Here is a 24,041-nt window from a genome sequence, read left to right on the forward strand (position 1 = left end):
TGACGGCATTGTGGAAGGTGTCTAGAATAACGGCTACCGCGCCCCGTTCTTTTTGAGGACGGCCGGGATGGTCATCGCGAGTATCTTCCAATCCTGCAAGTACGACCAATTGTCGATGTACCTGAGGTCTAAGCTCATCCACTGTTCAAAGTCGATCTCGTTTCTTCCACTGATTTGCCACAGACAAGTCATCCCTGGTCGCACGCTTAGACGTCGCCGGTACACGTGCTCGTACTCATTCACTTCACTTGGAAGTGGCGGCCGTGGACCGACCAGGCTCATATTGCCGACCAGCACGTTGAAAAATTGAGGAATTTCGTCAATGCTGGTCCGGCGGATAAACGCCCCTACCTTCGTCACCCGTGGATCGTTCATCAGCTTGAACACGGGTCCTGACATTTCGTTTAAATGGAGAATGCTTTCTTTCAACGCTTCCGCATCCACCCGCATGCTGCGGAATTTGTACATATCGAAAGGCTTGTTTCGCAGGCCGACCCGCTGTTGCCGAAAGAACACGGGACCGCCGTCTTCCAATTTGATCGCCAAGGCGACGAATAACATGATGGGAGAAAGAAGGACTATCGCAAGAAGGCTAACCACTACGTCCGTCACGCGCTTGAGAAACAGAGAGATGGGCGTGTGCGGAATCGCTGACAGCAATAAGCTGGATATGGTGGGTCCATGATAGATGGAACTGTTCGCAATCTGTGTCGACAATCCGTCGAGTAGCAATTCCATCGAAACGCCTTGTTCTTCACAGGCGCGGATGACGTGTTCTAGATTCGGATCTGTGATTCCAAGCGCAATGACTACTCCGTCAGGCGTGTATCGAGACAGAATTTCACCGATTTCCTCGAGGGGCCCCAAATATGGAATTGGCAAACTCCGATTGTGCTCGCACGCGATGTAGCCCGTGACACGAAGGCCGAGTTTTCGGTCACTGGCAACTTCGTTGAGATACCGAATCACGTTTTCACTATTACCGACCAGTACCCGACTGCGCAGATCCCATCCCGACTGTCGGAGCAAGTAAAGAACAAATCGAACGATGTAACGATTGAGAAACATCGACACCATAGCCAGGCAGAGGTATGTTCCGATAAAGATGCGGCTCACATCCACCGCTTTAAAGACGAAGGACGTACATGAAAATAACAGGAGTGCGAGGACATTGAGCTTTACCACAACCTCAAGGTCTCTAAGTACGCCAGATGTACGTCGACTCGGGTATTCCGCGAGCAGTGCGAGAGCGAGCGACCAAGATGTGAAACATAGAATCTCCGTCTCCATGTACCGACGAGATCCGAGTAAGGAGATTTGGTGACCGGCGATGGCCCCTGCAACAGAAAAGGTAAGAAAAAAAACGGCGATGACAGTTACCAGGTCCACCACAAAACTAATCGTTTTCGCGTTGCGCGAAAGATGCTCCATCGAACACACCCCACAACCTTCGATCATCATGTGTAGCACTAACACCACTATTGTTCATTATACAGAACAATCAATGCTTTAAAACGAACATTTTCCCCTAAAATTCTCAATTAAGAACCTAAAATGTCGATTGGTCTGGATTATAATCCGCAAATATTGTAATTTTGTATTTGATTAAGAACGATAAAATATGTATGATGTTTATGATTTCAGTCATGAGTAGTTAGCTCACTAGATTGCTGACGTAAAAGAGGTGTTTCAATGATTGGAAAGCGCCTTTATGAACTTCGCCGGGAGCGAAACCTATCTCTGTCCGAATTGGCCAAGCGGTCGAACGTGGCGAAGTCGTACCTGAGTGCAATTGAACGACACATCCAAGTCAATCCGTCGCTCCACGTCCTCGAGCGGATTTCGCGGGTGTTAAATGTGCAAATTCAAACGCTGCTTGGAGAGTCGAGTGTCGATGGTCAGGAAGAGTGACAACTCCGAGTCCACAAAGGAGTCTACTGATACATACTCAGCGAATCACTGATCCGTAATCATTCCATTCTCGTTCATTCCATGAGTATTTAACATGAAAACGACGATTTTGAACCAACAATGGAATTTGACCAATTGGTTCACTCATATATAATGGCATTAGCGTTCTGTATAAAGAACAACGGCTGGAGTTGGAGGGATGGTCCAATGGCTTCGAAAAGACGACGTAAATCACGTACTTCACGCAATGCAGGCTCCTCTGTGACTGAATCGTACCAGACGATCGGTGCGAATATGTTGCTAGGCGGCGTCAGCCTCGACTCGAATTTAATTCTTGTTACGAGTGCAACAAGTGGTGAGGGAAAAACGTCTACCGTCTACAATTTGGGGATTGTATCCGCTGAGACCGGGAAGAACGTCCTCCTCGTCGATGCCGATTTACGCCGACCGCAGCTCCACCGCCTTTTCTATATCGAGAACGAGGCCGGATTGAGCGGGATCGTCGGGGGGGACAAGTGGAGTGAGTGCATCGTCAAGTCGGAGATTCCCCATTTATACGTGATGCCCAGCGGACCTACTCATGAAAACCCAAATGCAGTGCTATATTCACGCGAGTTTACGAATTTCCTCGAACACTGTTGTCGTCAGTTTGATTTAGTCATCATTGACAGCCCTCCGGTACTGGAAGTCAGCGACGCCCTCATCCTCGCCCCCTCTGTTGGCGGAATCGTATTTGTCATCGACGGGAAAAGGACGAACCGCGCGAGTGCGCGACGGGCAATCTCCGCTTTGCGGCAGGTTAACGGCCGGATCATCGGTGGCGTCCTGAACCGCAAACCCAAAGGCCGATATGACTATCACATCGAAACGCTCGGCTAACCATAGTGGACATGAAAGGAGCTTCGATTTTCATGGAATTGAGAGAGTATTGGCGGGTCATCAAAAAGCGGCTGTTGTTGATTCTGTTTATTCCGATTGTCGCAGGCGCGGTCTCCGGTTACTACGTCATGAAAAAGACACCGCTGTATACCGCGACGACGACTCTACTACTCAGCCAGTCCAGCAACCAAATCGGTGGTACTCCAGATACCGCAACCTATACAGGTGTGATTCAAAGCGACTATTTTACGCAAATGGTCGACGCTGAGTCGAACCTGCCAATTTCGGGATCGATGATCGAGCTCAACTTCAACGGCCAATTGATGAGTATCAGCGTCACGTCAGGCGACCCCAAATTCGCCTCGAAAGCTGCGGACGCTGCCGCACAAACGGTGATTGACAAAGGGCCCGGCATCATCCCTGGCTTGCATAGCGCTGGAGTTCTGAACCCAGCGACATCCTCCCCGGTGCCTCTTCACAAGCAGCAGGACGTGACGTTGGCTGCGGGAATTGCGTTCCTCGTCAGCCTGGGTCTAGCGTTCCTACTGGAGTATTTGGATCTGCGGTTCAAGACGGAAACTGACATTGTCAAGTATCTAGGGATCCCCGCTCTCGGCGGCGTTGCAGAATATCGGCCGAACAAGCGAAAGAAGGCGTAATTCGGTAAATCTTTTGGAATTCTCTCTTCCAAGTGCAGTGAAAAACAGTGAATCTTGGATGAAATATGTCCGGCTATGTCAAAATGAAATCCAAACTGTAGAATCGTCTGACAATTTGTTGAAAAGTATGTCTTGATGACTTGCTCTACTTCCAAATACAATTTATTTAGAAAACTAATCCAGATTGCTTTCCGAAACGGCTATCCCATTTGAAAGAATGGGTGCGCAAAGTCACGGGTCTACGGTTCGAGACACAAACTATGACGGCTGGACTTCCGAAGAAAGCATCCAAGGTGGGTTCGGAGGGGTAAGGACATGCTGTTGGATGCCGAGAAACAAAAACAGGACGAGCCCGCGCTAGACATTGAGTGGTTACAACTTATCTTGATGGCCAAAAAGATTGGACTATCCATCGAAGAAGTCAGACTCTTTTTACAGAAAAAGTGAAAATATTGCGTCGGTTCTCCCGACGACACACAAGGGAAATGACGGTGTACGCAACACGCCGTCATTTTCTGTTTCCAATCCAGAACAAAGATTGATATAATACTGAAAAAAGTTATCAGTCTTATTTACTACGGGAGGCAGGCCGATTGATTGGCGAACGCATCAAGCAGCTACGACTGGCTAAAGGGCTTTCACTGTCTGAACTCGCGGAGTTATCAGGTGTGGCGAAATCTTATCTGAGTGCTATCGAACGCTCTCTTCAGGGCAATCCTTCCATTCAGATCATTGAGAAACTCGCTTCTGTACTGAACGTATCTGTTCCGGCCTTATTACTTCCGGACGATGTGGACGCAGGAGAGAACGAAGTGCTTGATCCTGAGTGGGTGAAATTAGCACAAGAGGCCATGAATTCGGGCATCACGAAAGAACAATTTCGTGAATACCTCGAGTTTCACAAATGGCGATTAAAGAACGGGGAGCAGTGATAGCGGACAAGCACATCATTTCCCTGGTTCAAAGACGTGCGACACCGACTCATTCAATTTTCGCAGCGTGAAGCAAAAGCCTAACGTACACCTGGTCAGCCACTTCTGGGCATGGCCAGTTCTTGTACCCCACAAAATAGCAAACTTACCGGTTATTAGTTATGAAAATGGGTGACAATCCTCATTTAGGTCGTTCTCCGTCAGCACATGTGTGGAATAACCCATCCGATACGGCAACTCAAATACGCGTGTGAGTCCTCGCACTCTTCGAAATCCATATCCAAATGTGATTGGCGTCATTCCAGGGATCAAGACCTTCACAGCGTGTAACCCGCCGTAAGCGACCTCCGCGCTGGTTTGATCCACCACCAGCACGTCAAATCCTCGATTGTGTACATCGTCGAGGACCGAATCGAGAACGCGCCGAATGTCTCCTGAGTCAATCTCGAATTGTTGAACCGGATTGGCGTACGCTTCTTCCACAGATTGAATCGGGCGTCGATTCTCTCTGCCCAAGAGAAATTCCCAACGTGGATATGCATCGGGCAGTGCGCCAACGACCACGTGATCGAGAATATCTTGAATGTTTGCCGGGTTGAGAAGCATGGACAAGGCCTGTTTGCGTCTCGTCTCCGACGTACCCTGCAGGTGAAACACCTGAACGGTCAGTTCCCGGAGGGCGCTATAAACGGCCTGGTACGGGTTCAAATGGCACGACGATCCGCTCACGAGCTTCGGATAGGCACCATCACGGGATCTCTCGGCGACAGCAAACACCGCAGGAACACTGAGATCGTGCGAGATATTGAATAGACGAATTGCATACCCTTCGTTTTCCAACAGCTCGACCACTTTCGAGATTCGTGAAGGACAGTTCTTATCCAGTCTGAGCTCAGGAACAGGCAACCTGGCGTACCACATGTTCAGAATTCCATCCCGCTCGAGAACCTCAAAAATTCCGTGCAAGACGGCCTCTTCCACGGTTCCACCCAGTGCGCATCCGTTCGACGACTCCTTGATGAACCGTCTCTCATCATTTGTCCAGCCGTAGTACGCAATTTGTTCTGGGACCAGGACAGCTGTCTGCGACTTGGTCGAGTATCCCCACACCCAAGAGTACTTCTTCTCCTCGTCAAACGGTTCAAGAATGTGGTTGGACAGCTGCAGCAACTCATCGCCATGGAGCCCAAATCGCGACGGATGTACAGCGTGGTCTTTAAACTCTGAATAATTGCCAAAGGTGACCGGCCGTCGCTTTGCCGCCTGAAATCCGCAACTTCGCTCCAACACTTCGAGCATGGCGGAACGCTTGGCATCGACGATGGTCAATCCAGACCCATACCCCACGTGTTCCGTCCCCGTCGGCGTATAGATCTGCGCACTCGCCCGAACATAACGGTCCTCATTCCACAGCTCGTGTACAGCGGATATGTAACCGACTTTCGGATGCACGTACAACTGTTCTAACTGGTCGAAATCGACTGTCCCAACTCTCAATTCCTCGACGTCGCTCATAAGATGAGACTCGAATTGCACCTGAGCAAGAGCAGGATGATCATCCGGGAGTAGACTGCATCGAGGACAATCGTGACTTGGGATCACGGATACCCACTCGAAATGTTCCGCTGGGCTATAGACGCCTGCTTTCCCGGCGCAATTCGGAGGCTTTTGAGCGTTTAGCAGAATCTGCTCGAGTTCAGCGACGACAAGACCTGCCAACGTCGTGAGGTCATCTTGCGACATCATCAAAGGCATGTGCACGGATTCCGCCGTACCGCCGACTTGTTGCTGGAAAATAGACTTCAGACGACTGCGATGAACAGTGTGTTCCCACCGCAACTGTAGGCACATCGTACAACCAGGGGTACCAGGCACCTCGAGTGGTCCAAGAAGGACCGTTGACGCTCTGCCAAGCACAGGCAACACCGGAAGTTTTAAATCCCGGCACTTCCCCAACACGGTTTGTTCGAAGTTGGACGACGGCGTGTCCGACGCCAAAATGACAAGTTTCGGATGAAGTGATTCCAAATCGGAGAACGAGCAGTTCCCTGTCACATGAACGTGTACAGTTGCACGGTGTTTCTCGCGCCAGGTATGAATGATTCGCTCACCGAGTGTCGATCCATCGTGAAATATGACAACGTCCATCACATCCTCCATGCATTTGCTGTCAGACACATCAGTTGCCAGTGAATATCCAGTCAACACCTGTCTCCCCTTCTTCATCGAGAAACAAAAGGATCCAGCGCCGCACCTGGACCAAAGTCGTAGTACATACGAGGACCCCCCGAACCGAGTGCACACCTTTCACGACAATCATCGCCAAGCAAACAGCACGCTGCTCAGCCGTCTACCAATTCCAGCCTCCGCTACAGGAACTTGTGGAAGTCGTCGACGATGTGGAACTACAGGACGTCGTGGAAGTCGTCGACGATGTGGAACTACAAGACGTGGTGGATGTGGTCGATGTCGTAGACGTGGTGGATGTCGTGCTCGTCGTACTTCCACATGAAGTGCCTCCAGATATCCCGGTCTCAAACCCAAACGGCTGGTGTGATAAAACGGCTGGCGGCGTGAACCTTGCATGCTCCATCTGATACCCTCCTTTACCCCAATGATCACTAGAATACTTATTGTTCTTAATTAAGTCAATATATGTTCTTTTAAACGAACAATAACGTGTTGAGAGAGCGTTCCCCTATCGAGGTTGGACACATTCACATGCGCCGCCCACCGCTCCATCAGGTGGTGACCATTCAGTTGTGGCTCTTCTCAAACATCCCCCGGGGAAGCAACTCAGCACCAACGAGCAATAGGCAGTAAAGCCCAATGAACCCTGCGTACGAGAGCTCAACCTGATCCGGCGCCTTGTGGATGACCCATACCCCAAGGGCGTTCAAAAGTCCGATCCCGATGATTCTCCCGACGTGTAACCGCCGAGTTTTGCGCCAAACCAAGAGGTCGAGCAACAACACCGCTCCGGCTACATGGGCGCCAGGGTGCGCGGCGTAATGGTGTACGATAGCATACCCGACGACCGCTGCAAAGAAGAGCACGAGGAGTTGCATCTCTGCCCAGATTTTGGACGTGTTCCACCTTTTCAAACCTTTGACGACGACTTTTTGAAATGACATTGCAATTCTCCAATATAGACTTTTTTCGACCGTGCGAAACGCCATTTAAGGGTTGAGCTGCTTGAGGGCCGAATCCATTTGTCTCAATGCCTTCTCTATAGTTGACCGAGGGCAAGCGATGTTCATTCGAATAAATCCCTCTGCCTCGGTCCCAAACATGTGTCCCATGTCGAGGGCCAATTTCGCCTCATGTAACAAAATGTGTTGCAGTCTCTCTTGACTCATTTTCAGTTCCCGACAGTCTAACCACGCGAGGTATGTTCCCTCAAGCGGCGTTACGTTCAGCTCGGGCAAGTGGGACTCGATATAATGAGTGGTAAAGTCCAGATTCCCCTGCAGATACATCAGCAATTGCTCCCAGCCATTGCGCGCCGTATCGATAAGCGCTATCTGCGGCGATCACGCCAAACACATTCCCCGCTCCAAGGCCAAACCGCTGCAAGGTTGTTTGATATTTGCGCCGAAGGGCATCGTTCGGGATAATGGCGGCCGCCGTCTGCAACCCCGCTAGATTGAAGGTCTTGCTGGGCGCGACGCACGTGATTGAGTTTTCTGCGAATTCATCGCAAATCGAGGCAAACGGCGTATAGGTGTGCCCGGGTAGAGCGAGATCGCAATGAATCTCATCCGAGACCACCAAAACGTCGTATTTTCGACACAGGCTGCCAAGCGTTGTGAGTTCTTCCACACTCCATACTCTGCCCACTGGATTATGTGGATTGCACAATATGAGCAATTGAACCCCGTCTTTCAACTGCTGCTCCAGATGCTCAAAATTCATGGTGTACCGGCCGTCGTGTAAGCGCAGCGAATTGTTGACGAGCATGCGTCCATTGTTCTGAACGAGGTTCGCAAACGGATAGTATACGGGCCTTTGAATCAGAACTTTGTCTCCTGGAGTCGTATAGGACTCGATGACAAGCCCAAGTGTCGGTACGACACCGGGACTGTTGACAAGCCACTTAGGGGAAATGTCCCAGTCGTGTCGGTCACGGAACCACGCCACGAGTGCGTCGAAATACGCCTCGCGCAGCACATACCCAAACACGCCATGTTCTACCCTGCGCCGCAGAGCGTCGATTACGGGCTCCGGCGATTGAAAATCCATGTCTGCTACCCACATCGATATGGCATCGGGTGTGCCAAATACTTTATCAAGACCGTCCCATTTGAGAGACGATGTTCGCTTACGGTCGATTTCTTGATTGAAATCATAGATCAATGGGCTGCTCCCCTCCTCCCGGCACAGCGGCGGCCAAGTATTCCACCGACCACAGTTTGCTAGCGCTCACTTCGTCGTCCTCCCAGAGCCAATCCTCCATCTGCGATTGTGTGAGATGCGCGCGAAACGCGCCCAACTTTTCCTGGAGACAGTCGGTCACATCAATTTCTAGCAGCTTTCCGGCAAGACCACACTGTTCCGGATTCCGAATCATGTGGCCGCTGCACACGTGATACAGTTTTGTCCCCTGAACGAGTTTTGAGTATTCGGCGTATGCGCGGGTTGTCGCGACCCCAATGGCACAATGATCTGGGTGCCCACCCCACCTTTCGTGAAATGTCACCACAGCGTCCGGTCGCTCATCCACAAGATACTGAAGAAGCAGGTTCGTTACCGTCTCAACTGGCTGAATTTCCAGTGTTTTGTCGCGGAATCCAAGGAAATGTAGATGCTTAATCCCGAGTGCCTTGCAAGCACTTTGCAATTCTCGCTCGCGAGTTGCCGCGATACTTTCCCGTGTAGCTGTAGGTGGCACCCCCATGCGCCGTCCCATTTCGCCTTTGGTTGCACAGATGAGGACGACCTGAGTCCCTGCTTTTGCTACTTTCGCCAACGTACCTCCACATATAAACGTCTCATCGTCCGGGTGGGCAAACACAGCTAACAGTTTGTGCATCCGCTCTGAACCTCCAAAGTTTCACACAGCCGCACCGTGATCCGTGAACCGCTAGTTCTCGTTGTGGTTCAGGATCACGGGGCCGATTCGAGATCACGCCGTGAGTTGCTAAACCCAGATAGATTCGTCTATATGGTCAACATAGTTTTTTCATGCTGGCTATGGCGCCGAATGTCGGCTTCAACCATCATCGAAACCAGCTGTTTGAAATCTGTCCGGGGTTGCCAGCCAAGCACTTGTTTTGCTTTCGTCGAATCGCCGACCAATACCCCAATGTCGACGGGTCGTACGAACTTTGGATCGGTTTCGACATAGTCCTTCCACGGGCCCAAGCCTGCTGCCTGAAAAGCGAAGTGGACGAGGTCTTGAACTGAATTGGTCCGGCCAGTGGACAGGACGAAGTCCTGCGGGACGTCCTGTTGAAGCATCAGCCACATCGCTTCCACGTACTCCTTGGCGTATCCCCAATCCCTTTTTGCATCCAGATTGCCCAACACCAATTTGTCTGATTTCCCGAGCTTAATTTGAGCGACCGCGTCCGTGATTTTACGGGTTACGAACTCGATTCCTCGAAGTGGCGATTCGTGGTTGAACATGATTCCGGAACATGCAAAAAGTCCATACGACTCCCGGTAGTTGACGGTCATCCAATGCCCGTATAATTTTGCGACCCCATATGGACTACACGGATAAAACGCGGTTTCCTCATTCTGACGAGTGGTTTTCGTCTTGCCGAACATTTCAGCGGTACTCGCCTGATAGAATCGAGTATCCGGCTTGGTGATGCGAATGGCTTCCAATAAATTCGTGACGCCGAGGCCTGTAATGGTGCTCGTCAACAGCGGTTGTTCGAATGAGACCCCAACAAAACTCTGTGCTGCAAAGTTATAAACCTCATCTGGCATATATTTTTTCAAGAGCCGAACCTGGCACCCTAAATCCTCTACGTCCATACTTTCAAGAATGAGTTTGGACTTAATGCCGAGATGGCGCAGACGCCATAAGTCCAGTGTGCTTGTCCGGCGATAGGTTCCGACAACCTGATATCCTTTTTCTAGGAGCAGTTCCGCCAGATACGCTCCGTCTTGACCGGTAACTCCCGTGATCAGCGCTGTTTTCATACTTACACCCTCCACGCGTATTGATGCGTTGCTATCCCTCTATCTCGCCCTGAGTCATCAGGTATGAGCGTATGGGTGATTCACCCGCTGCATCGCTCGATTGAGCAACCATTTCATTTGTCCGCGGTGGCTGATTTCATCCTCCATGACGTGAAACCATCGATAATATTGGTTTTCTCGCTTAGCTGGAACTGTTTCATTCAGCCAAGTGTCGTCACGTTTTTTGAACTCTGCGATGGTCTTGCTCCGAACTTCGTTCAGGCAATCGAGATACATCTTCGAAGAGTTCCCGCGAATTTCCGTTCTTGCCTGGTCACCGAGTTTCAACGCGGCACCCCATTGCTGAAATTCGCTGTCTGTGAGGTCACGGCTCTGGAAACTCCATATCTGTTGCGCTGTTTCAATCGCCGCTATATGGAGTAGGAGCGATCCGATGGAATTGCTCTGTTCATCGTGCACATAGTCCAATTGCTCGACACTCAATCTACAGACGAGTTCTACCGTTTTGCCGCGCGTACAGTTCATCATCGAAACTAAATGACCGAGTTGCATACCAAATCCTGGAACGTAACCAACGAAGTTGCGCGCATCAGGATTCAAATCAAACTCACCCCTCCATGGAAAACGGTTTTTCGTCGAACGACAATAAATGCCAACCAGGAATACTCGTCCCTTTTAAGGATTTGTTCTTAATTGTAAACTATATTCGTTCCCAATAGGGAACAACCATCGAAATTTTCTATTTTTTGATGACGCTTGGAAATGGGTGAATGTGTGTGAACTTCTCTAGAGAAACAAGTCGAGAGGTGATTGCAACGTTCGCTTGCAAGGCAGGCGTGCAAAGGGGGATAGAACGAAGTATTTTTCAATCGCAAGGTTCGGGTGCGCGCGCCAATCTCGGGAAGGGGAACGCCCCCTTCCATCACCCGGAGTAGGCCATCGTCGTAAACAATGCGAGTGCCTCCTGCGACGAATCCAGCCGACTATGCTGTACCACGACCGGAACACTGCTCTCCACTTTGATGGCGTAAGGAACTCCTCTGGGCACCTCTTCACCCGAATGACTCCGAAGCTTGTCAAGGCGAATATGGTGGGTCCTAAGCGCCCCACAGCTGGCCTGAAATCCTGTAAGCGGCTCTTTGTCTTCAAAGTAAAACGTCATGTTAATCGTCGCATGTTCATCGGTCAGATTGAGCACACATACGGCTTCGTGGCTCGGCTGTTCACCGAGGCTCTTCGTTGGCAGAAAGCCATCTGGGATCACCCAAGTTGTTTTTCCCATCATCGTGCGGCACCTCCACGCTCACATGACTAGTCTATGTTCCAACACCACTCGGAACATGCATCTCGTACAGTTCGTCGAACCGCCGCTTAGAAGGATCTTTGAGCCAATCGTTCCACGTGAGACCGACTTGACACAATATCTGCTCGATTCTTCTGCGAAAGGGCAGTCCCTGACGGCGAAGTACGTCGTTCATCGGGTCCTCCCGACCGTCCAAGGTGTGCGTGACCCAATCGTTCAACAATTGTGCCATCGCGAGTACCTTTTCAGGCAGCAAGTCAACTAAGTTGTTCGTTTCGTTTGGGTCCGACCGCAAGTCGTACAACTCACACGGCGGTCGAACGAACGGACCGGAATCGATCGTCTGGATGAATTTGTAGTCGCTGGTCCGGACACCTCGACTCGCCTGCCACGCACACTCACTCAGGTAAATTCTCGCGTGTGTCTGCTCACACAGTCCGTCAATCGCCGGCCATAGACTCTTGCCGTCGAGATGGCGCGGCGGGTTCAAGCAAAGAGCCTCGAGCACAGTCGGCATCAGGTCAACCTGCTGCACAAGCCCGCTGACTCTCCTACGAGGCGGGATTCGATTCGGCCAACGCAGGATCATCGGGACATGAACCGTCGAGTCGTACAGTCCACAGTGATCCCAATAGATGTCGTGTTCGGTTAGACTCTCGCCGTGATCGCCAAAGAGAATCAGCAGCGTATCGTCATAGACCCCTTGCTCGCGAAGACATTCATCGAGTTCCCGGAGGCGGTCGTCCAGATAGCGGACTTCTGCATCATACAGGGCATTGACGTAGGTGGCATCCGCCACTTCGCCCAGCAAACTGTAGTGATGGTGCTTGAAGAAAGGATACGCAGGATGATTGTACGCGCGCTTCATACTTTGATTCGTTGAGTCATAGGGATTTTTGTGCTCGTCGTAGAACGAACGAACGTAGTCCAGCGGGGGCAGATAGGGTGTATGGCAGTCCCAATAGTGCAGGAATAGGAAGAAGTCTTCGTCCTTGTGCTCGCGAATCCATGGTATTGCGAGATCGTTCACAGTTCGCCCGTCAATCCACCTCTCTCGACCCACCGAGTTGATATAGTAGCGATATCCTCGAGCAAACCACTCTTTCAGTTGATACAGATTATCCACCGCCCCAGTCACAAATCCCGCCTTTCGCAAGATTTCGGGCAGCCATTCCACGTGTTTCGGCAGTTGACTCAGGGGGGAGCCGTGGGATACGACGCCAGTGCGCAATCCGACCTTGCCCGTGAAAATCCCGGTGTGCGCGACCTCTGTGGGGATATCTGCGGCAAACGCCTGCTCGAACAGGACGCCCTCCTCTGCTATCTGATCTAAATGCGGACTCGTCGGCAAAGCGTATCCGTAACAGCCGAGCCTATCCGCCCGCAGGGTGTCCAACGAGACGAAAACGATCTTCACAGAAATCCCCCCTAAGGCCCATCCTTCACTTCTACGACTGCCCCATTTTGCAAATGCGATTGGATGGCCGCCTCGATCACCGCTTGGGCGGCGAGTGCGTCTTTCCCTGAACCCTCAATTCGATCCGGCGACACATTCGCCTGAATCTGGTGGATAAAGTGGTGGATTCGATTTGCCATCGTGTCGTGAAAGTTGCCAATTCCCCCGAACAGCGGGTTTCTCTGCACTAATAATTCATCCTGGTCGTGTCGATAAAAGGAAAAATTCTCGTAGACGTTGTCGATGACGAATCGTCCCCGATTGCCCGCGACTTCACAAAATTCGATTGGGTGGCGCATGGACATGTCGTAACTACCTGTTAGATGACCAACCGCCCCCGAGGCAAATTGCATGTTGACGGAACACGTCGACCAGACGCTGCGTCCAGGCGCCTTCACCATGAACGCCTGAACGCGGGCGATATCCCCGCCAAAGTAGCGCATGACGTCGATCGAGTGCGCGTGTAGCGCCCGCATATGAAACCAGGGACTGGATTCGTTCGGATTGCGAATCGTGAGTCTCATGTTCACAAACAGAAGGTCCCCAAGTTGTCCCTTGTCGATCAATTCCTTCCCCTTGTATGCTGCTGGTACAAACCGGTGGTTCAAGTCACACGCCAGTCGTACACCTTTCTCCCGTGCGCATTGGACCATTGTCCGCGCTTCCACGAGGTCGTTGGATAAAGGTTTTTCCACGAGTACGTCCTTGCCTGCCTCGATGGCCAGCATGGCTGGTGCATAGTGATGACTTCCGCCCTCTACGCCACTTGTCGCGATACTCACCACGTCGACGTCTTCCTCGCGAAGCAGCGTACGCAAATCTGTGTAAGCTTTCGTCCGAAATTCGGCCGCTGCCTGTGCGACCCGAGTCTCCACGAGGTCGCACACGGCCGCCAACTCGGTGTCTGGACACTGGTCGTAGATGGCACAATGTCGCCTTCCGATATTGTTCACGCCGACTACGGCTACTCGAACCATACGTCCACCCTCCGCATCAAAACGATCCTAAACATTCATCGTTTACAGGGTGTAGAGCGCTACCGCCCCACCGAAGCCCCGGTCGTCTCTTTGAGCCGCGACTCCTCAAACAATCTGCTCAGGTACCCGTGGCTTTCCGCTGCGATGGCGACAACTTCAGGCAACTCCATGCTGTTGGCACCGATAATCTCGAGATCTATAGCTCCGTCGTACCCGATTTCCACCGTCTTGCGGACGATTTCAGGCAACGGCGTCGTGCCTCTACCTGCCGTTTGAAGTGGAGGGGCTGCAATTTTAAGTTGCTCAATCAAGGTGTCGCGAATATGCATGTGGATGATGTGATCTTTGAGCGCTTCAATCGCCTCGACGGGATCATCACCGACGCGCCCCACATGTGTGGCGTCATAGTTTAGCCCGAGTGCCGGGTGCTGTACTTCTTCCATCAGACGAAGCGCTGTACGGGTGTTGTAAATACTTTGTCCATAGTGGATTTTGAGGGCGAATTTGATGCCACAATCGCCTGCGGCCTGGGCCAGTTCTTCGATAGCCCGGATAGAGGCCTCTGTCTTCTCCTCGTCGTCCGAGACGCCACTGCTGCCAATCGTCACAATCGGAACGCCGAGACGTTCCGCGCGTTCAAATATTCGCTTCGACCTTTCCCGATTGGCCTCAACCAAGATATCTGTCGCCGCTTCAATGGCGTACAGTTCCAACCCGTTCGCGTCGACAATCGTCCGAATTTCCTTCAACTCCGCCACCGAAGCGGTGTCTGTGAGATGCTCGGCCATGCCGACAATCGAAGACAACTCAATGCCTTGGTACCCCGTAAAATGGATGTATTTTGCCGCGGTGCGCAAGTCGTACCCACCAAATAAAACCGTGTTCACACCGAGTTTCAACATGTCCACGCCTCCTCGAGCTCCTTATAACTTTCGACCGTAGAGCAACTGTCGTTTCATCCAAGGGTTATTTACAAGTCCATCTCCGCTCGTGAGCAATTCATCGTACAGTTGTCGCCGATACCTTTCGATCACGGCCTGGTACTCAGGTTCGTAGATGGCATTCACAAGTTCATCTGGATCCTTCGCTAGATCGTAAAATTCGTCGACGTCGGTGGTATTCCAAACGTATTTGTAGCGAGTGGTGCGCAACATTCGCTGCGTGTACAGGCCAAATTGCTGACCGTTGTATGTCGACACGACGTGGTCTCGCCAGTTGGAAACCGACTGACTGAATAGAAGCGGAAACAAAGAACGCCCCTGTAATGCATCGTGCTTTTCCAGTCCCAACAGGTCACAAATCGTCGGCGGTAAGTCAAGTAGGTTGTAGACGAATGGGTCGCATGTCTGGCCAGGGTCAATTTTGGTGGACCACCTGACGACAAGCGGTACTCGAACGACGTCGTCGTAGAGCACGTAGTGTTTATCCATCATTTTGTGTGCCCCGCACAAGTCGCCGTGATCTGCCGTAAAGATCACGATGGTATCCTCGGCGACCCCCAACTGCTCCAGGGCGTTCAGCATGACTCCAATCGCGTCGTCCACCTGGCTCACCATGCCGTAATATCTCGACACAATTGGCGCCCAGTCATCCCACGTGAAATCCTCTATCCCCCAGTTCAGGAGCTGCTGTCGTTGGATGTATGGCTTTTGTTCAAATGTCTCCTGGAAATTGTGCCAAACCGGTACAGCGTTCGGCGCATACAGACCGGAAAAGGGTGCAGACGGGCGACAAGGCAGATGCGGTTCCGGGAAATCGACACGAACGTGCCACGGGCGACCGTTCTGTGAATACTCCTCCATCAGGTGAATGGCTTTGGACGCCAGCCAATGCGTCTGTGAATCGCCCAGTGGAATCGGGTTTCGCTCGCCGAAAAAGCCTTTTGAAAAGTGAACTTCCGGATACTTTTCCGCTTGAAACACGAGATAAGATCGGTCACTCACACAGTGGTCATAGCCATACGCGGTAGGATCGAACGATGGATGGACATTCCATTTTCCGACATACCCCGTTTGGTATCCAGACTTCTGCAACTCCCTTGGCCAGGCATAGGATTCCGGATGGAGAGCCGACACCTTGAGTCCATTGTCGTAGTTCCACAAGGCGCCAAACGTCTCGGGTCTCCTGCCGTTGATAAACGATTGTCGGGCAGGGCTACAAAGTGGAATGTGGCTAAACGCGCGGGTAAACCAAACCCCTCCTCGGGCCAACTTGTCAATATTCGGGGTCCTCACCGGATAGCCCCCGGCAAAGCCAATGCAGTCATACCGCTGTTGGTCGACTACGACAATCAAGAGATTTGGCTGTTGGCCCACCCTGATCTCCCCCCTTGCAACACTGCGCGTTCCCGTGACGCCGTTTGCTGGCGATTGATCTACTCAAATTGCAAGCGCTTACTGATAGTTTCAGGGTTTTCTCGAGATAAATCATGGCCGATTCAGCCACAAACATGTTGGATAAGGACGCAGACTGTGTTGGGCGACGACGCATAGCGCCATCGCCATGTGCGTCACCTGTGCCGAGAGTGACGTGTCAGAGGTCACCCTTTACGATGGGTGACCGATGTGGAAATCGGTGTCATATCCGCGTTCGACGGCAATCTCCTCAAGGGATTTCCCTTTGGTATTGGGTGCCCAGATCACGCCAATACAGGCACTGACAAATAAGAAGCCAGTGAGCATCCATGCCAGGACGTGAAATCCTGTAGCCGTTAAGACGGGTACGAAGAAACTCCACAGTCCGACGCCCACACGCACAATTCCGTATGCGAGCCCCTGTGCGGTGCTGCGCAGTCTGGTTGGAAACAGTTCCGCAGACCAGACTTGGAAAAACGGGCGTTGGCCGACGCCGCCGCCGATATTACCCAGCAGTACGTACCCGAATGCGACAAGCATGGTCAATGGGAAGACCGCAAACAACATCATGCCTACGATTTGCAGCGCACCGCCGAGGGCGAACAGCCACCGGCGATTGACCCGGTCATTGAGCGGCATAAAGAAACATGCCGTGCTGACAAGGCCTAACAAGAACCCAAATGACTGCATGAGTACACTGGTCGACTGAGTCTGCGAACCTACCGTTCTCAGGATATATGGAAAGAAGAACCCATTCGTCCCCGCTTCCAAGTTCCAGATGCCGAAGAATCCAATACAAAAAACGATTGCGCCGAAATGAGGGCGTTTGAAGAAGGATCGAAAACCATACCGGGAGCGGTGTTCACTCCGACGAGTCAGCGTGTGCTCTTGCACAGTGGCCGCCTTCCATCGCGATGATTCGACCATTCCCCGACGCATCATCCACGTGATGATGGCGACGACAAACAGTTGGATAAACACCAGGCGGGTGCCGAGGACACCAAGCGATGAGAGCGCAAACGCCATCAACAGACAGACAATTGGCCCGGTGTTCCAGAGGATGATGGCCATGCCGCTGTGTTTACCGCGAGACCCACTGGGGGCCAACTCTGCGATGATCGTCCAAGAAGCTGGGATATCCGCCCCCACGGCTAGCCCCACAATCACGTACCCGACGACCAACATCCACGGAGCTGCCGCAAAGATGATCCACAACAGCCCAAACGCGTACACCAGCAGATCCCACGAGTAAATTCGCTTCCGCCCGAACAGATCACAAATTCGTCCGCCTAGTAATGCGCCGACACCTGCCGATATCCCGTTCGAGCTGAACGCTGCGAGGAGACCGACCCACGTGTTGGACATGTGAAAATACGCCTGCCAGAGACTGAGGCCTGCGGCCCCCGCAACAATCGATCCAGCATCGATGTAATTGGCCATCGATGCCAAAAACGTCCACTTCCACTGAGCTGTTCGGACACTTGCATCCGAGTTCATCTGATCACGTCCTCATACATCCGCGGCTGGTCACTCAGGACTGTGGATAGTTCGGCGACTCTGACACGGTGGATACTGTGAATGGGCGATTGATGCGTTCGGCTTCGATCTCCTCCAGTGACTTGCCTTTGGTTTTAGGCGTCCAGATGACGCCAATCAGTCCACTGATAAAGAGAAACCCGGTTAAAATCCAGGCGAGTTTGTGAAATCCGGTCGCCGTCAAGATGGGAACGAAAAAGCTCCAAATTCCAAGCCCAATCCGAACCACCGCAAAGGCGATACCTTGGGCTGTACTTCGCAGCCTGGTCGGGAACAATTCTGCGGACCACAGTTGAAAGAAGGCCTGTTGACCAAATCCCCCACAGATGTTGCCCAACAGCAGGTATGCGAGCGCCACGCCCATCGTCAGGGGAAAGACGGCGAAGAGAACCATGGCCACCACCTGCATCAAGGCGCTGATTCCGAAGAACAACCGCCGATTGACTCGGTCACTGAAGGGCATAAAGATGAACAAGGTACTGAGAAGCCCGAGGAAGAATCCTAAACACTGCATCAGCACACTGGTCGATTGACTCTCCGCACCGACTGTTCTGAGAATGTACGGGAAAAAGAATCCATTCGTCCCCGCATTCAGATTCCAAATCCCATACATACCGATACAAAATACGATGGCGCCAAAGTGTGGTTTTCTCAGAAAGGCTTGGAACCCTGCCGAAGACGGAGCCGATTGAGCGGCATTCTCCTGCTTTCGGGCAGAGGCCCCGGACCCACTGTGGACCTTCTTGTCCTTTTGTTCCACAGCCGACTTCCAACGGGCAGATTCCACCATTCCCCGGCGCATGAACCAGGTGACCATCGCCAAGATAAACAAGTGAGCAAAGACGAGTCGAGTCCCAAGTACGCCAAGGTGAGAGAATGCGAATGCGAGGAGCAGACACACAATCGGCCCGGTATTCCACAGCGCTTGCGCCATGCCACTCATTTTACCGCGCGATTTACTCGGTGCGATTTCGGCAATAATCGTCCACGACGCCGGCACGTCCGCACCCACGGCGAGCCCCACGATGACATACCCGACCACGAGCATCCACGCGTTCATCGCAAAGATGATCCAGAGAATTCCGAACGCGTAGACCAGCAGGTCCCAGGAATAGATTCGTTTTCGGCCGAACAGGTCGCAGATTCTCCCACCAATCAGCGCACCCACGCCAGCTGATATGGCATTCGAACTAAACGCCGCTAAAATGCCGACGAATGAGTTGCTCATATGAAAGAAGGTTTGCCATAGACTGAGACCAGACGCCCCCGCCACAATCGATCCTGCGTCAATATAATTGGCCATCGACGATAAGAAGGTCCATTTCCACTGCGACTTTGACGGTCCCAATTCTGTGGCATGTTCAACTGTCCCAGAAGCCGCCATTCACAACACCTCTATTCCTTGAATGAGTCGACCGCATTCCGCATCAAAGAGCGGCTTGTGAGGATACAGCAGAGCGATTACGCGCTTGAAATCTCCCTCCGTAATCCCCGAATCTACGCGACGAATTGCAAGCGTTTTCGAGTGGGCGATGACGATTAAAATGCAGTTTCGCGATGCATGAGCGTAGCGACTTCTCGGTCGATAGCCAACACGCGATCTCGAATTTCACAAAAATTGTCCCGTGTGACATACTCCAAAATAAACGGGACACCCGGCGTACGCTTCTGATACAACTCGATAAACTTCGGCCAGTTGATGTGCCCATCCCCGACAGCACATCCCTTTGCAGCGTTCACTTCCCTATCCTTGCCGTGAAAGTATGCGACATATTGTGATAGGTGGGCAAACATCTCTTCCTCCGTGTTGTTGGCGATGAAGTTCGCGGGGTCTAACAGGACCTTTAAGTGCTCTGACCCGACTTGTTGAATCACGTCTGCCGCTCGCTTTGCACTCGGTACCACATCTAACACACAAGCTTCGAGGGCGACGTCGAGATGGTATTGGCTGGCGCGCTCTGTCAGCCAATGTAAGGCACTACACAATCGCTCGAACCGACTCTCAAACGCATCTGCGTTGATCCCCCGCTGGCCAGGGATGAATCCGCATTCGGTCGCAACCACCGGAATCCCGTTCGTCGCGGCGATCTCCATAAGCCGATCAAAGTAGGCGAGATTTTCTTTCCACTGCGCGTCATCTGGCTCCAAGAGATTCGTGAATACCCCAAGCGATGGAATTTCTAACCCACGATTCCGATACTCCGAGACGATGGCTCTGCTCTTCGCGTCTGATAGTCCGGTTAGGTCCGAGCGGCCGTTGTATACCCAGTAATTCGAATCCGTCTGCGAAAAGCACAACTCAATCCAGCGAAACCCCTCACTGGCGATGAGTTCAGCCGCTTGTGCGTTGGTCAGTTCCGGAAAGCTGCGGGTCACAACCCCCACATCCATCGACACTCATCCTTTCATGATGGCTGACTGCTGATTCGCGACCGATAATGGCTCGGCGAGCACCCGATGTGTCGGCTGAATAGCCGACTGAAGAAGGCCGGGTCTTCATACCCCACCAACGCAGCTATGGAAATGACCTTTTCCGTCGTTTCCGACAACAGCGCCTTGGCCCGCGTCAGTCGAATTTGATGGACTTTTTCGATCACGCTCATACCGGTTTCCTGTTTAAATACCCTGTTCAGTTGGCGCGTGCTGATATGAAACAGGTCCGAAAGTTGGTTCAAAGTGATTTTCTGGTCGTAATGGCGTTCCAGATAGCCGCAGATGCGTGCGGCGATGAGCGCGTTCTCGCGCGCGTGGCAAAGGGTCTTTTGCTCGCGGGAGAGCTGGTAGTAGCGGGATAAAATGACTAATAGTTCGACCATCTGCATGCGAATCAAGGTCGGGTAGCCCGTTTGCTTCGCGTCCATTTCATACATCATGTTCTGAAGAATGCTCAATACCCGTACCGCCTCATCGCCAGCTAAATTGAGACGATGATGGAAGCGATCGTTCGTATTGAGGAACGGGTGCACGTAAAAGTAGTCCATTGAGTGCGAGATTTCCAGTTCGCTCAGTAACGAATCCTTGATCAGGTGAGGAAGAAATAAACAGTTGATAATCTCCAGCTCATGGCCGGGGTCAACGCTGTAATTGTGCACTTCTCCCGGGTTGATGATGAACACGTCACCCGCGCTAAGTTGATACGACTCGTGCTGAAACATGTGCCGTGCCTGACCGCTCACGACATACACCAGTTCAATGAAGTCGTGTCCGTGAACGCCGGGGATGTGATCGGCGTCATGGACCATCGACATGATACAAAACGGAAACTTTTCCTTCATGAAGCTCTCGCTACAGAGTTGCAAACGCGAACCTCCATCCCCTTTATTGGCATATCGACATAACAAGTGGCGGTAGATCCTGCCCGGTTTGCTCCACTAGTCCTTCGACTGCAACGACACGGCGTGCCGAATCGACCCAATGTGGAGTGCGTCGTACGCTTGCACAGACGTCTTGAAGGGACCCGTGTCTAAGCCATGCCAATTTAAATTCGTATACATTGGGTTCGTGCGACCGGTCTCTTGCTCCCGACGTGCGATGAAGTCGTTCATTCGAACCGTCAGCGCCTCGACAACGTCCGGTCTCACGTCAGCCACATTGTTCGTTTCCAGCGGATCTTCTGTGAGATGATAGAGCTCGACTTCGTCCTTGAAATGGAAGTCCGGCTCCAATGCCCGAATCAGTTTCCATTCCGGCGTCCGCCAGCCATGCTTTCGCATCCACGTACATTCTGTGATATAAAATTCCGGCTCCGGCGTCCGTTCACCACCTGCGAGAACCGGTTCCAGACTGCGCCCATCAAACGAAATTTTCGTTCGAATCCCCGCTAAGTCGAGGATGGTCGGCATAATGTCGCGAATTAACGTCGTACCGGAATAGCGCTTGCCAGCTGGGACGCGTCCCGGATATCGCAGAATCAGTGGAACGACCAGTGTGCACTCGTACAATCCGTGGTGATCGTAGTAACAATCGTGTTCGTCCAGTGTCTCGCCGTGATCGGACGTGACAATCACAATCGTTTCGTCCGTTATACCCAAACTATCCACACACTCAAAGATATTTTGAATGCAGGCATCCATATACGCGATAGCGCCGTCATACTGTGCATTGATGTACGCTTTGTCTGTGCACCCGGTTGGGAACCACGAGCGGAAAAAGTCCGCAAACGGCTTGAACGCGTAGACGTCACGCAGTGAGGTATTGTCTGGCGCGCACTCGTCCCCGTCGTAAAACATACGTTCAAAAGGGCCAGGCGGCAAATACGGCGAATGCGGGTCCATGTGACGAACAAAGAGGAAGAACGGCTGATCTTGTGCAGCCAAACGCTTTAACTCAGGGATAGCGACCTGATTAAGGCGCTCAGCCTTCGGACTGCGACCGTTTTGTTCAGGCGCCCACCCATCAAAGTCCAAATAATTCTGAAAACCGCGCGCGGATGGATTGCCGCTAAAGCCTACACACGTCGTGTTGTATCCCTCGTCAGACAGCACTTCGGCCAGAGTTTGAACGTGCTGTCCCAGTTCCCCTTGATGCCGCAGCGCGACCACATCGGTCCCAAAGCAGTCCATTCCCGTCAGCATCGACGCATAACCTGGCGTCGTCGGTATATTTGGGCTGAAATGCTGTTCAAACACCGTACCACTTTGCGCGAACTTATCGATATGCGGCGTCGTCAAGCGAGGATACCCATAGAGACTCATGTGATCTCGACGCAAACTATCGATCCCCAAGAGCAACACATTTGGTTTTTTCTTCATGGCAATCGTCCCTCCGAACTTCTGATTGCAAGACTAGAGATAGTGCGTAGTCACCTTATAGCCGCTTTGTCGCGCAGCTCACTCAACTCGACGATGCGCTCGGACTTCCACGACTCAATGGCCCCTTCAATGATGCACTGAGCCTCCAACGCATCCTGCCCGGAACCGTCTACCTGGTCGTAGGGCACCCCTGCCGAAAGTTGGTCGATCCACGCCCCAATGCGGCTCGCGAACGTTTCGCTGAACTCCCTCATGCCACCCAGATAGTGGTACGTCTCAGCCGCGATGCTATCGCGCGGGGAGAACGTCAAATGTTCGCAGGCATCCTCCAGGACAAATCGCCCTTTTGAGCCAACCACCTCACATCTTTCCAACCCGTAACTCGGACCCGCGTCATAGCTGCCGGTCAAATTGCCGATGACGCCATTCTCGAACTGTAAAAGAATCTGGGTGTTCGACCAGATGGTACGCCCCTCCCCCTTCATCATGAATGCAGCTACTCTTGTGACATCACCACAGAAGTACCGCATGACGTCAAACGAATGGGGATGTAGCGCACGGAGGTGAAACCACGGGGAAGACTCGATTGGATTGTTGATCCACATGCGCATATTGATCATGTGTAACGTCCCTAGGCGCCCCTCTTCAATCCATTCCTTTGCCAACTTCGCCGCTGGCGTAAAGCGATGGTTCAAATTCACGCCGTAAGGAATTTGTCTTTGCCGTGCCAGCTCGACCATTTGTGTCGCTTCGCCAATCTGATTCGAGATCGGCTTTTCCCCGAGTACTGGAATTCCAGCCGCAAGTAACGCCATCGTTGGAGCAAAGTGCTCACCGCCATTTTCCTCGCCTTTGGTGGCCACACTACAAGCATCCAGTTGGATGCCGGAACCGAGCATCTGCTCCACACTATAAAACGCCGTGGCGCCGTATTTCTCGGCGGCCAAATCCGCTTTCGCACGGTCAATGTCGCAAACCGCCACCAATCGCGTCCCTGGATGCTCGTCATACACCTTTGCATGAATGCTTCCGATATTCCCGACACCGACCACGCCGACATTCAACGTCATCTTCCATCCTCCTACTTACCTCGTTAACCGTTACTCCAGCCTCATATGGAAGCGCTTACG

24 protein-coding genes and 1 riboswitch are annotated in these 24,041 nt (G+C 52.2%); of the genes, 6 read left to right on the forward strand and 18 right to left on the reverse strand.

Translation table 11 applies throughout. The features are described from left to right. Positions 1 to 33 precede the first annotated feature (33 nt). Complete coding sequence (locus tag NZD89_RS16030; RefSeq protein WP_268003806.1) at positions 34 to 1,431, reverse strand: sugar transferase; 1,398 nt, start codon at positions 1,429 to 1,431, stop codon at positions 34 to 36. Between the two features lie 261 nt (positions 1,432 to 1,692). On the opposite strand from NZD89_RS16030, the gene NZD89_RS16035 reads away from it, so the two are divergent. The 5 genes from NZD89_RS16035 (at position 1,693) to NZD89_RS16055 (ending at position 4,381) form a co-directional block, all read left to right on the forward strand. Continuing rightward, positions 1,693 to 1,911 carry a helix-turn-helix domain-containing protein gene (locus tag NZD89_RS16035; RefSeq protein ID WP_268003807.1) on the forward strand — a complete coding sequence of 73 codons (219 nt, stop codon included), beginning with the start codon at positions 1,693 to 1,695 and terminating at the stop codon, positions 1,909 to 1,911. A gap of 207 nt (positions 1,912 to 2,118) precedes the next feature. Then, on the forward strand, positions 2,119 to 2,790 hold the full coding sequence (locus NZD89_RS16040) for a CpsD/CapB family tyrosine-protein kinase (RefSeq protein WP_268003808.1): 672 nt from the start codon (positions 2,119 to 2,121) through the stop codon (positions 2,788 to 2,790). A 32-nt stretch (positions 2,791 to 2,822) separates the two neighbouring features. Continuing rightward, the gene (locus tag NZD89_RS16045; protein WP_268003809.1) at positions 2,823 to 3,449 is read left to right on the forward strand and encodes a YveK family protein; all 627 of its coding nucleotides are present in this window, start codon (positions 2,823 to 2,825) and stop codon (positions 3,447 to 3,449) included. A gap of 188 nt (positions 3,450 to 3,637) precedes the next feature. Further along, positions 3,638 to 3,729: riboswitch (cyclic di-GMP riboswitch) on the forward strand. A gap of 35 nt (positions 3,730 to 3,764) precedes the next feature. Further along, positions 3,765 to 3,896 carry a DNA-binding anti-repressor SinI gene (gene sinI, locus NZD89_RS16050; protein ID WP_268003810.1) on the forward strand — a complete coding sequence of 44 codons (132 nt, stop codon included), beginning with the start codon at positions 3,765 to 3,767 and terminating at the stop codon, positions 3,894 to 3,896. Between the two features lie 146 nt (positions 3,897 to 4,042). After that, the gene (locus tag NZD89_RS16055; protein WP_268003811.1) at positions 4,043 to 4,381 is read left to right on the forward strand and encodes a helix-turn-helix domain-containing protein; all 339 of its coding nucleotides are present in this window, start codon (positions 4,043 to 4,045) and stop codon (positions 4,379 to 4,381) included. A 159-nt stretch (positions 4,382 to 4,540) separates the two neighbouring features. On the opposite strand, the gene NZD89_RS16060 is transcribed toward NZD89_RS16055, so the two are convergent. Continuing rightward, entirely contained in the window at positions 4,541 to 6,529 is a 1,989-nt protein-coding gene (locus NZD89_RS16060; RefSeq protein WP_268003812.1) for a TOMM precursor leader peptide-binding protein, read from the reverse strand. Positions 6,530 to 6,780: 251 nt separating this feature from the next. On the opposite strand from NZD89_RS16060, the gene NZD89_RS16065 reads away from it, so the two are divergent. After that, a complete protein-coding gene (locus NZD89_RS16065) occupies positions 6,781 to 6,978 on the forward strand; it encodes a hypothetical protein (protein ID WP_268003813.1) in 198 nt (65 codons plus the stop codon). Between the two features lie 159 nt (positions 6,979 to 7,137). Here NZD89_RS16065 and NZD89_RS16070 read toward each other — a convergent pair whose 3' ends face one another. The 16 genes from NZD89_RS16070 to NZD89_RS16145 form a co-directional block, all read right to left on the reverse strand. Beyond that, complete coding sequence (locus NZD89_RS16070; protein WP_268003814.1) at positions 7,138 to 7,515, reverse strand: hypothetical protein; 378 nt, start codon at positions 7,513 to 7,515, stop codon at positions 7,138 to 7,140. Between the two features lie 265 nt (positions 7,516 to 7,780). Further along, a complete protein-coding gene (locus tag NZD89_RS16075) occupies positions 7,781 to 8,737 on the reverse strand; it encodes a MalY/PatB family protein (protein ID WP_326492853.1) in 957 nt (318 codons plus the stop codon). Beyond that, the gene (locus tag NZD89_RS16080) at positions 8,727 to 9,413 is read right to left on the reverse strand and encodes a PIG-L family deacetylase (RefSeq protein WP_268003815.1); all 687 of its coding nucleotides are present in this window, start codon (positions 9,411 to 9,413) and stop codon (positions 8,727 to 8,729) included. The genes NZD89_RS16075 and NZD89_RS16080 overlap by 11 nt, the downstream gene beginning before the upstream one ends. Before the next feature lie 128 nt (positions 9,414 to 9,541). After that, positions 9,542 to 10,534 carry a GDP-mannose 4,6-dehydratase gene (locus NZD89_RS16085; RefSeq protein WP_268003816.1) on the reverse strand — a complete coding sequence of 331 codons (993 nt, stop codon included), beginning with the start codon at positions 10,532 to 10,534 and terminating at the stop codon, positions 9,542 to 9,544. A 57-nt stretch (positions 10,535 to 10,591) separates the two neighbouring features. Then, entirely contained in the window at positions 10,592 to 11,134 is a 543-nt protein-coding gene (locus NZD89_RS16090; protein WP_268003817.1) for a DinB family protein, read from the reverse strand. A gap of 322 nt (positions 11,135 to 11,456) precedes the next feature. Continuing rightward, a complete protein-coding gene (locus tag NZD89_RS16095; RefSeq protein ID WP_268003818.1) occupies positions 11,457 to 11,819 on the reverse strand; it encodes a sensory rhodopsin transducer in 363 nt (120 codons plus the stop codon). Positions 11,820 to 11,850: 31 nt separating this feature from the next. Then, positions 11,851 to 13,254: a sulfatase-like hydrolase/transferase gene (locus tag NZD89_RS16100; RefSeq protein ID WP_268003819.1), complete on the reverse strand. Its 1,404-nt coding sequence runs from the start codon at positions 13,252 to 13,254 to the stop codon at positions 11,851 to 11,853. A gap of 11 nt (positions 13,255 to 13,265) precedes the next feature. Continuing rightward, positions 13,266 to 14,270 (reverse strand): Gfo/Idh/MocA family protein, encoded by a 1,005-nt coding sequence (locus tag NZD89_RS16105; RefSeq protein ID WP_268003820.1) that lies wholly within the window; start codon positions 14,268 to 14,270, stop codon positions 13,266 to 13,268. Between the two features lie 59 nt (positions 14,271 to 14,329). Further along, entirely contained in the window at positions 14,330 to 15,172 is an 843-nt protein-coding gene (locus NZD89_RS16110; RefSeq protein WP_268003821.1) for a sugar phosphate isomerase/epimerase family protein, read from the reverse strand. Positions 15,173 to 15,193: 21 nt separating this feature from the next. Next, positions 15,194 to 16,585, reverse strand: coding sequence for a sulfatase family protein (locus NZD89_RS16115; protein WP_268003822.1), 1,392 nt, complete (start codon positions 16,583 to 16,585; stop codon positions 15,194 to 15,196). A gap of 231 nt (positions 16,586 to 16,816) precedes the next feature. Next, entirely contained in the window at positions 16,817 to 18,121 is a 1,305-nt protein-coding gene (locus NZD89_RS16120) for an MFS transporter (protein WP_268003823.1), read from the reverse strand. A gap of 34 nt (positions 18,122 to 18,155) precedes the next feature. Beyond that, complete coding sequence (locus tag NZD89_RS16125) at positions 18,156 to 19,544, reverse strand: MFS transporter (protein ID WP_268003824.1); 1,389 nt, start codon at positions 19,542 to 19,544, stop codon at positions 18,156 to 18,158. A gap of 155 nt (positions 19,545 to 19,699) precedes the next feature. After that, positions 19,700 to 20,551, reverse strand: coding sequence for a sugar phosphate isomerase/epimerase family protein (locus NZD89_RS16130; protein WP_268003825.1), 852 nt, complete (start codon positions 20,549 to 20,551; stop codon positions 19,700 to 19,702). Between the two features lie 14 nt (positions 20,552 to 20,565). Beyond that, positions 20,566 to 21,459 (reverse strand): AraC family transcriptional regulator, encoded by an 894-nt coding sequence (locus tag NZD89_RS16135; protein ID WP_268003826.1) that lies wholly within the window; start codon positions 21,457 to 21,459, stop codon positions 20,566 to 20,568. Positions 21,460 to 21,531: 72 nt separating this feature from the next. Continuing rightward, a complete protein-coding gene (locus NZD89_RS16140; protein ID WP_268003827.1) occupies positions 21,532 to 22,911 on the reverse strand; it encodes a sulfatase family protein in 1,380 nt (459 codons plus the stop codon). A gap of 50 nt (positions 22,912 to 22,961) precedes the next feature. Next, complete coding sequence (locus NZD89_RS16145) at positions 22,962 to 23,981, reverse strand: Gfo/Idh/MocA family protein (RefSeq protein ID WP_268003828.1); 1,020 nt, start codon at positions 23,979 to 23,981, stop codon at positions 22,962 to 22,964. Positions 23,982 to 24,041: the final 60 nt, after the last annotated feature.

The organism is Alicyclobacillus fastidiosus, from assembly GCF_026651875.1.
GTDB lineage: Bacteria > Bacillota > Bacilli > Alicyclobacillales > Alicyclobacillaceae > Alicyclobacillus > Alicyclobacillus fastidiosus.

Excerpts from the sequence above, each read along its gene's own strand:
- NZD89_RS16040 (WP_268003808.1), top strand. The coding sequence starts at position 2,119 with ATGGCTTCGAAAAGACGACGTAAATCACGTACTTCACGCAATGCAGGC.
- NZD89_RS16120 (WP_268003823.1), bottom strand. The coding sequence starts at position 18,121 with ATGAACTCGGATGCAAGTGTCCGAACAGCTCAGTGGAAGTGGACGTTT.
- NZD89_RS16125 (WP_268003824.1), bottom strand. The coding sequence starts at position 19,544 with ATGGCGGCTTCTGGGACAGTTGAACATGCCACAGAATTGGGACCGTCA.
- NZD89_RS16130 (WP_268003825.1), bottom strand. The coding sequence starts at position 20,551 with ATGGATGTGGGGGTTGTGACCCGCAGCTTTCCGGAACTGACCAACGCA.
- NZD89_RS16140 (WP_268003827.1), bottom strand. The coding sequence starts at position 22,911 with ATGAAGAAAAAACCAAATGTGTTGCTCTTGGGGATCGATAGTTTGCGT.
- NZD89_RS16045 (WP_268003809.1), top strand. The coding sequence starts at position 2,823 with ATGGAATTGAGAGAGTATTGGCGGGTCATCAAAAAGCGGCTGTTGTTG.
- NZD89_RS16110 (WP_268003821.1), bottom strand. The coding sequence starts at position 15,172 with ATGTTGAAACTCGGTGTGAACACGGTTTTATTTGGTGGGTACGACTTG.
- sinI (WP_268003810.1), top strand. The coding sequence starts at position 3,765 with ATGCTGTTGGATGCCGAGAAACAAAAACAGGACGAGCCCGCGCTAGAC.
- NZD89_RS16095 (WP_268003818.1), bottom strand. The coding sequence starts at position 11,819 with ATGATGGGAAAAACAACTTGGGTGATCCCAGATGGCTTTCTGCCAACG.
- NZD89_RS16030 (WP_268003806.1), bottom strand. The coding sequence starts at position 1,431 with ATGGAGCATCTTTCGCGCAACGCGAAAACGATTAGTTTTGTGGTGGAC.
- NZD89_RS16145 (WP_268003828.1), bottom strand. The coding sequence starts at position 23,981 with ATGACGTTGAATGTCGGCGTGGTCGGTGTCGGGAATATCGGAAGCATT.
- NZD89_RS16105 (WP_268003820.1), bottom strand. The coding sequence starts at position 14,270 with ATGGTTCGAGTAGCCGTAGTCGGCGTGAACAATATCGGAAGGCGACAT.
- NZD89_RS16085 (WP_268003816.1), bottom strand. The coding sequence starts at position 10,534 with ATGAAAACAGCGCTGATCACGGGAGTTACCGGTCAAGACGGAGCGTAT.
- NZD89_RS16070 (WP_268003814.1), bottom strand. The coding sequence starts at position 7,515 with ATGTCATTTCAAAAAGTCGTCGTCAAAGGTTTGAAAAGGTGGAACACG.
- NZD89_RS16080 (WP_268003815.1), bottom strand. The coding sequence starts at position 9,413 with ATGCACAAACTGTTAGCTGTGTTTGCCCACCCGGACGATGAGACGTTT.
- NZD89_RS16035 (WP_268003807.1), top strand. The coding sequence starts at position 1,693 with ATGATTGGAAAGCGCCTTTATGAACTTCGCCGGGAGCGAAACCTATCT.
- NZD89_RS16060 (WP_268003812.1), bottom strand. The coding sequence starts at position 6,529 with ATGGACGTTGTCATATTTCACGATGGATCGACACTCGGTGAGCGAATC.